Consider the following 7,475-nt stretch of genomic DNA (forward strand, 5'->3'; position numbering starts at 1 on the left):
TTCGCCTGTTTCACGATTTTGGGTAGCGTCAAGAATCTTGTGTAAATGAAATGCCTTCGTACATATAATATGTAACTAACTCAAATAAATGATGCTTCCAAGGTGTCCTGGAGTCCTTTAAAGCCTCGGTGGATCCGCTTCAGAGACTTCTCGTTATAAGCATTAAACTGAGAAACCAGGAATCGATCCAGTGAATCTTCCGTTGGAAATTGTTCTTTGCGGTGGGTGGTGCGCTTGAGATGCTTGTTAAAGTTCTCAATCAAGTTAGTGGAGTAGAGTGATTGCCGAATGGCTGGTGGAAAGTCCATGAAAGTGAGCAGATTCGGCATTTTAAGCAGATCTTTGATTAACTTGGGATAGGTACGATGCCAGTTGTTGGCGAACTCATTCAGTTTCAGTTCGGCTGCTTCACGATTGGCAGCCCAATGAACTTGTTTAAAGTCATTGATCACGGCCTTACGGTCTTTCACCCGAACTTTGTTTATCAAATTACGCCCAACATGAACCAGGCAACGTTGTCGTTTAGCTTTGGGAAAATGCCGATTTAAACCTTCATCCAAACCAACTAACCCATCGGCCACAAACAACAGCACATCTTTGACACCTTGCTTAATCAGGGTTCCCAGTAATTCAGTCCAGATCCCAGTTGATTCCGTCGGCGCCACTTGGTAGTTCAGCACTTCTTTCGTACCATCTGGACGAATGCCAATCGCAATATGAACCGCTTCTTTTTGAACGGTATCCCGCTTTAACGGCAAGTAAGTGGCATCTAAGAAGATAGCCGCATATTGTGAAGCCAGTCGACGTTGCTGGAAAGCTTGAACCTGTTCATTGACGGCTTTAGTCATGTTGGAAACCGTGGCTTTGGAGTAGTGAGCACCGTACATATTCTCAATGAGTTCGGCAATTTCAGCAGTGGTAATTCCCTTGGTATACAACTGAATAACCGTTGTTTCTAAATTATCACTGTGCCGACCGTAGGCTGGCAAGGTATGATTTTCAAACCGGCCATTGCGATCTCGAGGAATGGTTAAGTTAAGTTGGCCGTACTTCGTATCAAACGAGCGCTCATAACTGCCGTTGCGGTTATTACCAGTGTTAATCCCAGCGTATGAGTAGCGTTCGTAACCCAAAAACTCTGCCAATTCAGTTTGAAGCAGCTGGTTGATGGCGATTTCAAGGTGGTGACGAAAAACTTCGTCCAAATCTTGTTTTTGGGCTAGTGCAGCGATAATTTCTGTGGTAAGTTCATTCATGGGGAATGCCTCCTGTGATGTTTTCTGTGGTTACTAAATATCATAAGGGAAGGCATTCCCTATTTCTATACAATTTAGAAATCTTTTGTGCGTTTACACAAGATATTTTACGCTCTCCAATCCCAAGAAGCCATTGATAAACGAAATGAGAAATTGACCCATTATTTGACGGAAGAATTGCAGGTATTAAATGAAGAAATGATTCGTAAGGATATTCCTACTAGTTCTAGTGTGAACGATATACAGGTGTGGCAGGTTTCTCAAGTGAATGAGAACACCTTTGAGGTACTGTTTTCTGTTGAACAAGTTATTACCGAAGACAAAGACAAGGAAACTATATCGTCTAGCTTTCATGTGGTTGTCCATATAGATGAATCAGATAATATGGTTATTATCAAAAATCCGACAATGAGTAAGAAACCTCAAAAATCGGACTACCAACCCAAACAGCTAGAAAGTGACCATACAGTAGATACAGAAACGATGGACGAAATCATTAGCTTTTTAGAAACGTTCTTCCAGCTCTATCCTACCGCCACAGAAAAAGAATTGACTTACTATGTAAGTAATCATGTGTTACCTATGATTAACAAGGAATATGTTTTCGAGGAATTGGTGAATCCTATCTTTACCAGAAAAGATAACCAAGTAATCGTGAATGTCGCTGTGAAATATTTAGATCAAGAAACAAAGGCAACCCAAATCTCGCAATTTGAGTTGATATTAGAAAAACAAGATAATTGGAAGATTGTAAAATAACAAATATTGGTACATGATTACAGATACTTTGTAATCATGTACTCTTTTTGATAAAAAATTGGAGATTCCTTTACAAATATGCTCTTACGTGCTATTATTTAAGTGACTATTTAAAAGGAGTTAATAAATATGCGGCAAGGTATTCTTAAATAAACTGTCAATTTGATAGCAGGAACAAATAATTAGATGTCCTTTTTTAGGAGGGCTTAGTTTTTTGTACCCAGTTTAAGAATACCTTTATCATGTGATTCTAAAGTATCCAGAGAATATCTGTATGCTTTGTATACCTATGGTTATGCATAAAAATCCCAGTGATAANNTTATCACTGGGATTTTTATGCCCTTTTGGGTTTTTGAATGGAGGAAAATCACATGAAAATTATTAATATTGGAGTTTTAGCTCATGTTGATGCAGGAAAAACTACCTTAACAGAAAGCTTATTATATAACAGTGGAGCGATTACAGAATTAGGAAGCGTGGACAAAGGTACAACGAGGACGGATAATACGCTTTTAGAACGTCAGAGAGGAATTACAATTCAGACAGGAATAACCTCTTTTCAGTGGGAAAATACGAAGGTGAACATCATAGACACGCCAGGACATATGGATTTCTTAGCAGAAGTATATCGTTCATTATCAGTTTTAGATGGGGCAATTCTACTGATTTCTGCAAAAGATGGCGTACAAGCACAAACTCGTATATTATTTCATGCACTTAGGAAAATGGGGATTCCCACAATCTTTTTTATCAATAAGATTGACCAAAATGGAATTGATTTATCAACGGTTTATCAGGATATTAAAGAGAAACTTTCTGCCGAAATTGTAATCAAACAGAAGGTAGAACTGTATCCTAATATGTGTGTGACGAACTTTACCGAATCTGAACAATGGGATACGGTAATAGAGGGAAACGATGACCTTTTAGAGAAATATATGTCCGGTAAATCATTAGAAGCATTGGAACTCGAACAAGAGGAAAGCATAAGATTTCATAATTGTTCCCTGTTCCCTGTTTATCACGGAAGTGCAAAAAACAATATAGGGATTGATAACCTTATAGAAGTGATTACGAATAAATTTTATTCATCAACACATCGAGGTCCGTCTGAACTTTGCGGAAATGTTTTCAAAATTGAATATACAAAAAAAAGACAACGTCTTGTATATATACGCCTTTATAGTGGAGTACTACATTTACGAGATTCGGTTAGAGTATCAGAAAAAGAAAAAATAAAAGTTACAGAAATGTATACTTCAATAAATGGTGAATTATGTAAGATTGATAGAGCTTATTCTGGAGAAATTGTTATTTTGCAAAATGAGTTTTTGAAGTTAAATAGTGTTCTTGGAGATACAAAACTATTGCCACAGAGAAAAAAGATTGAAAATCCGCACCCTCTACTACAAACAACTGTTGAACCGAGTAAACCTGAACAGAGAGAAATGTTGCTTGATGCCCTTTTGGAAATCTCAGATAGTGATCCGCTTCTACGATATTACGTGGATTCTACGACACATGAAATTATACTTTCTTTCTTAGGGAAAGTACAAATGGAAGTGATTAGTGCACTGTTGCAAGAAAAGTATCATGTGGAGATAGAACTAAAAGAGCCTACAGTCATTTATATGGAGAGACCGTTAAAAAATGCAGAATATACCATTCACATCGAAGTGCCGCCAAATCCTTTCTGGGCTTCCATTGGTTTATCTGTATCACCGCTTCCGTTGGGAAGTGGAATGCAGTATGAGAGCTCGGTTTCTCTTGGATACTTAAATCAATCATTTCAAAATGCAGTTATGGAAGGGATACGCTATGGTTGCGAACAAGGATTATATGGTTGGAATGTGACGGATTGTAAAATCAGTTTTAAGTATGGCTTATACTATAGCCCTGTTAGTACCCCAGCAGATTTTCGGATGCTTGCTCCTATTGTATTGGAACAAGTCTTAAAAAAAGCTGGAACAGAATTGTTAGAGCCATATCTTAGTTTTAAAATTTATGCGCCACAGGAATATCTTTCACGAGCATACAACGATGCTCCTAAATATTGTGCGAACATCGTAGACACTCAATTGAAAAATAATGAGGTCATTCTTAGTGGAGAAATCCCTGCTCGGTGTATTCAAGAATATCGTAGTGATTTAACTTTCTTTACAAATGGACGTAGTGTTTGTTTAACAGAGTTAAAAGGGTACCATGTTACTACCGGTGAACCTGTTTGCCAGCCCCGTCGTCCAAATAGTCGGATAGATAAAGTACGATATATGTTCAATAAAATAACTTAGTGTATTTTATGTTGTTATATAAATATGGTTTCTTGTTAAATAAGATGAAATATTTTTTAATAAAGATTTGAATTAATCCGAACGCTGTTCGGACAAAAAAGATCAGCTTCCTTTAAAATGGTGTTTACCACAAACCCATCTTTTAGGAGCTGATCTTTTGTCTAGTATAACCTATTCCGAACGAATTAAAATCGAAACCTTTTGTGAACTAGGGCTGTCCAATATCCAAATGGGCGTTCGGATTAATTTTAAAATCTACCATAAGTCTACCGATTTTTTAATATTATTTTATTCATCAATTTCCGGCGCCGACCCAAGCTCTGCCTGAATCATCCAGATTTTCTTCTCAATTGCGGTTTTGAGACCAATGAAAATATCTTGGGTACTGAAGTCTTTTTCAACATCGGATACTTCAATGCCGTGTTGGTAAAGGTCTTCCAAGTAACGATAGCCATCAACTAAGTGTGCGAGGCGTTCTGGGGTTGTTTTGTCCCATTCACCAGGCCAGTCTTGAATCTTAGTGTTTTCGGCCATTTCTTTTAAGGTGGAGTAAGGACTGCCATCAAGCGCAATCAGCCGTTCAGAAATGACATCGAGTTGGCTGTCAATTTCTTCCATGAACTCATCCATCAAGGGGTGCAACTTCAAAAAGTTGGGTCCACGCATGTACCAATGCGTCTGATGGATAATCATTGACATCTGGCTCAAATCGGCAACGAGTTGATTTAATACTGCTTTGGTTTTCGTATATTTCATTAGATTGGTCTCCTTTCGATATGGTTATTATAACTTAGTGGTAGCTTAATCTGAAACGTTATACACTGGCAAATTAAGTTATTTATAGCCCGTAGAATTAAGTCGTTTTGAAAAGATGGAGACGTTATATGGAAGATTGTAAAATTAATCTACAATTGAATTTTATTTACCTTATGAAGATGTTCAAAACGCGTTAAAGGATCGATAACTACCCCGAAGAACAGGGGACGAGAACCTATACTCTTTAACGATAGCCTTTCCATAAAAGCTGATCGATAACTACCCCGAAGAACAGGGGACGAGGATGACATCTTAATAATCTCAATTAGCTTGGTTAAAAAGAAATCGATAACCTCCCGTAGAATTGAGAGCAAGTATTAAAAATATATTTGGTTTGATAAAATATTCTGCAAAAAAGAGGAACAAAAAATCAAGATTTAATCTGTAATTCGTTGTTTTTGCAATTAATCAACATTCAATTTTTAAATAAGCAGAAACAAAAATAACTTTCATACAAATAATTTCTTTGAGATTAAGTTGGAATTAGAAAACTAATACTAAATACAAATAACAGTGAATGGAATGTATATTATTGAGGAATTTGATGCAGTGTAGTGCAATTTCGAGAGCTACTACTTAAGAAAATAAACAATAAGAATTAAATCTGAATCAAGATATAAAAACAAATATTTCTACCATTACTACATAAGTAAATACTTTATTATTTAGTATACGGATGAAGGCGAAGTAACAGCTAGCAATGCTCCAGATATAGGCATCAGTATTATGAAAGAACAAGATTACCATCTAGAAAATGTAACTTTTTTAAAACTGGAGATAAGGTAGATCATTCTGTGAGTTTTTATGTTAATAAGTCTGAACATGGGGATGTAGTATAAATACGGTTTAGTAGAAACTGGCACCAGAGCTGTGAGATTGACTATCAAGAACTAACTGAAGTAGGTTATTATCCATCAACAAAAACCCAAGATTTAACACTATCTATCTAATAATAGCGCGAATAATGAGGATTAAAAGTAAACAACTGACAATAGCGAATCAAAACAAAGTAAGAAATTACAAAATTTAAATATTATTCAAAGCGAATAATGAAACTCAAACACAAGTTACGAATAATACATTGCGAGAAACAGATGAACAGCCTAATTCCGATTCAGTCTAATAATAGCTTTTGTATTATTAGCTGCTCGATCATTATCAACTATTTTAAAAAACTTCAAAATTTAAATAAAGTTAATATTAAATAATAAAAATCCTCTAAGGTATTTGTTGAAAAAATAATTAACTTTGAAAGTTTTTTAGCAAAATCACTGATAAGGGGAAGCATATCATAAATGATGCGGTTTCTTATAAAATTAAACAAGGAAGAAATTCAAGATTTATAATGAATTTCTTCCTTGTTGATTCAAATTTTTAATCGCTTATTTTAAAATATTCGAAGACATTATATCAGTGTAGAATAAAATATTAATCAAAATACAATTGTTGGACTAATCTGTTTATTTTTGTTTTGTCATCGCTGACCGATAAAAGAAGATTAATATCTGTTTTTGATAAGTTTGGCAATTTGACTCTGCTGAGGTATTTCTTTTGATAACTAATATATCCTCCACCAATATAATAGCTAGTTAATCTCATAAAATCACTGATTATATCACTATTTAATATCAGGCAGAGTGGATCTATGTCAAGAATACGGACACAGTAAAAAGAGAATTCTACCGCGCTTCGCTTGCTTGCCTCGCGATTCATATTCTTTTAAAGGACCAAAAGTATATGAATCGCGAGGATGTTTTTATGCATATTTTTTCTCAAATTCAATTGGACTCATATAATTTAGTGTCGAATGAATTCTTTTTGAGTTGTAAAAAGTAAGAATGTATTCCATAACACTGAACATTGCTTCATCCCTTGTTTTGTAGTCACAATGGTGAATTAATTCTTTTTTGATAATACTATGAAATGATTCTATACACGCATTGTCATAACAGTTTCCTTTTCTACTCATGCTTGTTTGAATTCCTTTTTCTTTAAGTAATGTCTGATATTCTATAGAAGCATATTGACTTCCACGGTCTGAATGATGAATCAGTCCTTTTCTTGGTTCTTGTATTGTACATGCTTTTCTAAAGGCTGATAACACAAGATCTTTAGTCATTCTTGAAGACATTGACCATCCAATAATTCTTCGTGAAAATAAATCCATGACTGTTGCTAAGTATAGCCAACCTTCTCTCGTGTATATGTACGTTATATCTGCGACCCAAACACTTCCTAATCCGGATACTTTAAATGATTGGTTTAATATATTGGGATATACAGGAAGTTGATGTTTGGAATTTGTTGTAGCCTTATATTTCTTTTTTGTTATTGATTTAATACCTAATTCAT

General features: G+C 35.3%; 5 protein-coding genes and 2 pseudogenes. 4 read left to right on the top strand and 3 right to left on the bottom strand.

The window, feature by feature from the left end:
* Positions 1-80: 80 nt before the first annotated feature.
* Entirely contained in the window at positions 81-1,256 is a 1,176-nt protein-coding gene (locus KA926_RS13630; RefSeq protein WP_002328814.1) for an IS256-like element IS1310 family transposase, read from the bottom strand.
* 111 nt (positions 1,257-1,367) lie between these two features.
* On the opposite strand from KA926_RS13630, the pseudogene KA926_RS13635 reads away from it, so the two are divergent.
* The 4 genes and pseudogenes from KA926_RS13635 to KA926_RS13650 all read left to right on the top strand — a co-directional run.
* Positions 1,368-2,015 (top strand): annotated as a pseudogene (locus tag KA926_RS13635) (conjugal transfer protein); the annotation flags it as partial.
* 295 nt (positions 2,016-2,310) lie between these two features.
* A complete protein-coding gene (locus KA926_RS14210) occupies positions 2,311-2,391 on the top strand; it encodes a hypothetical protein (protein WP_425268293.1) in 81 nt (26 codons plus the stop codon).
* Entirely contained in the window at positions 2,388-4,307 is a 1,920-nt protein-coding gene (gene tet(M), locus KA926_RS13645; protein WP_070544140.1) for a tetracycline resistance ribosomal protection protein Tet(M), read from the top strand. Before KA926_RS14210 ends, tet(M) begins: the two co-directional genes overlap by 4 nt.
* Before the next feature lie 157 nt (positions 4,308-4,464).
* Positions 4,465-4,554 (top strand): annotated as a pseudogene (locus KA926_RS13650) (IS30 family transposase); the annotation flags it as partial.
* A gap of 41 nt (positions 4,555-4,595) precedes the next feature.
* On the opposite strand, the gene KA926_RS13655 reads toward KA926_RS13650, so the two are convergent.
* Positions 4,596-5,063, bottom strand: coding sequence for a Dps family protein (locus KA926_RS13655; RefSeq protein ID WP_003587210.1), 468 nt, complete (start codon positions 5,061-5,063; stop codon positions 4,596-4,598).
* A 1,816-nt stretch (positions 5,064-6,879) separates the two neighbouring features.
* Positions 6,880-7,475, bottom strand: a 596-nt coding sequence (locus KA926_RS13660) for an IS3 family transposase (RefSeq protein ID WP_210144619.1), incomplete at its 5' end; no start/stop codon positions are given.

This window comes from Staphylococcus sp. GDY8P94P, from assembly GCF_017892255.1.
GTDB classification, from domain to species: Bacteria; Bacillota; Bacilli; order Staphylococcales; family Staphylococcaceae; genus Staphylococcus; species Staphylococcus cohnii.

Bases quoted from the DNA above. Each gene is read 5' to 3' on its own strand.
- KA926_RS13630 (WP_002328814.1), bottom strand. From the start codon at position 1,256: ATGAATGAACTTACCACAGAAATTATCGCTGCACTAGCCCAAAAACAA.
- KA926_RS13655 (WP_003587210.1), bottom strand. From the start codon at position 5,063: ATGAAATATACGAAAACCAAAGCAGTATTAAATCAACTCGTTGCCGAT.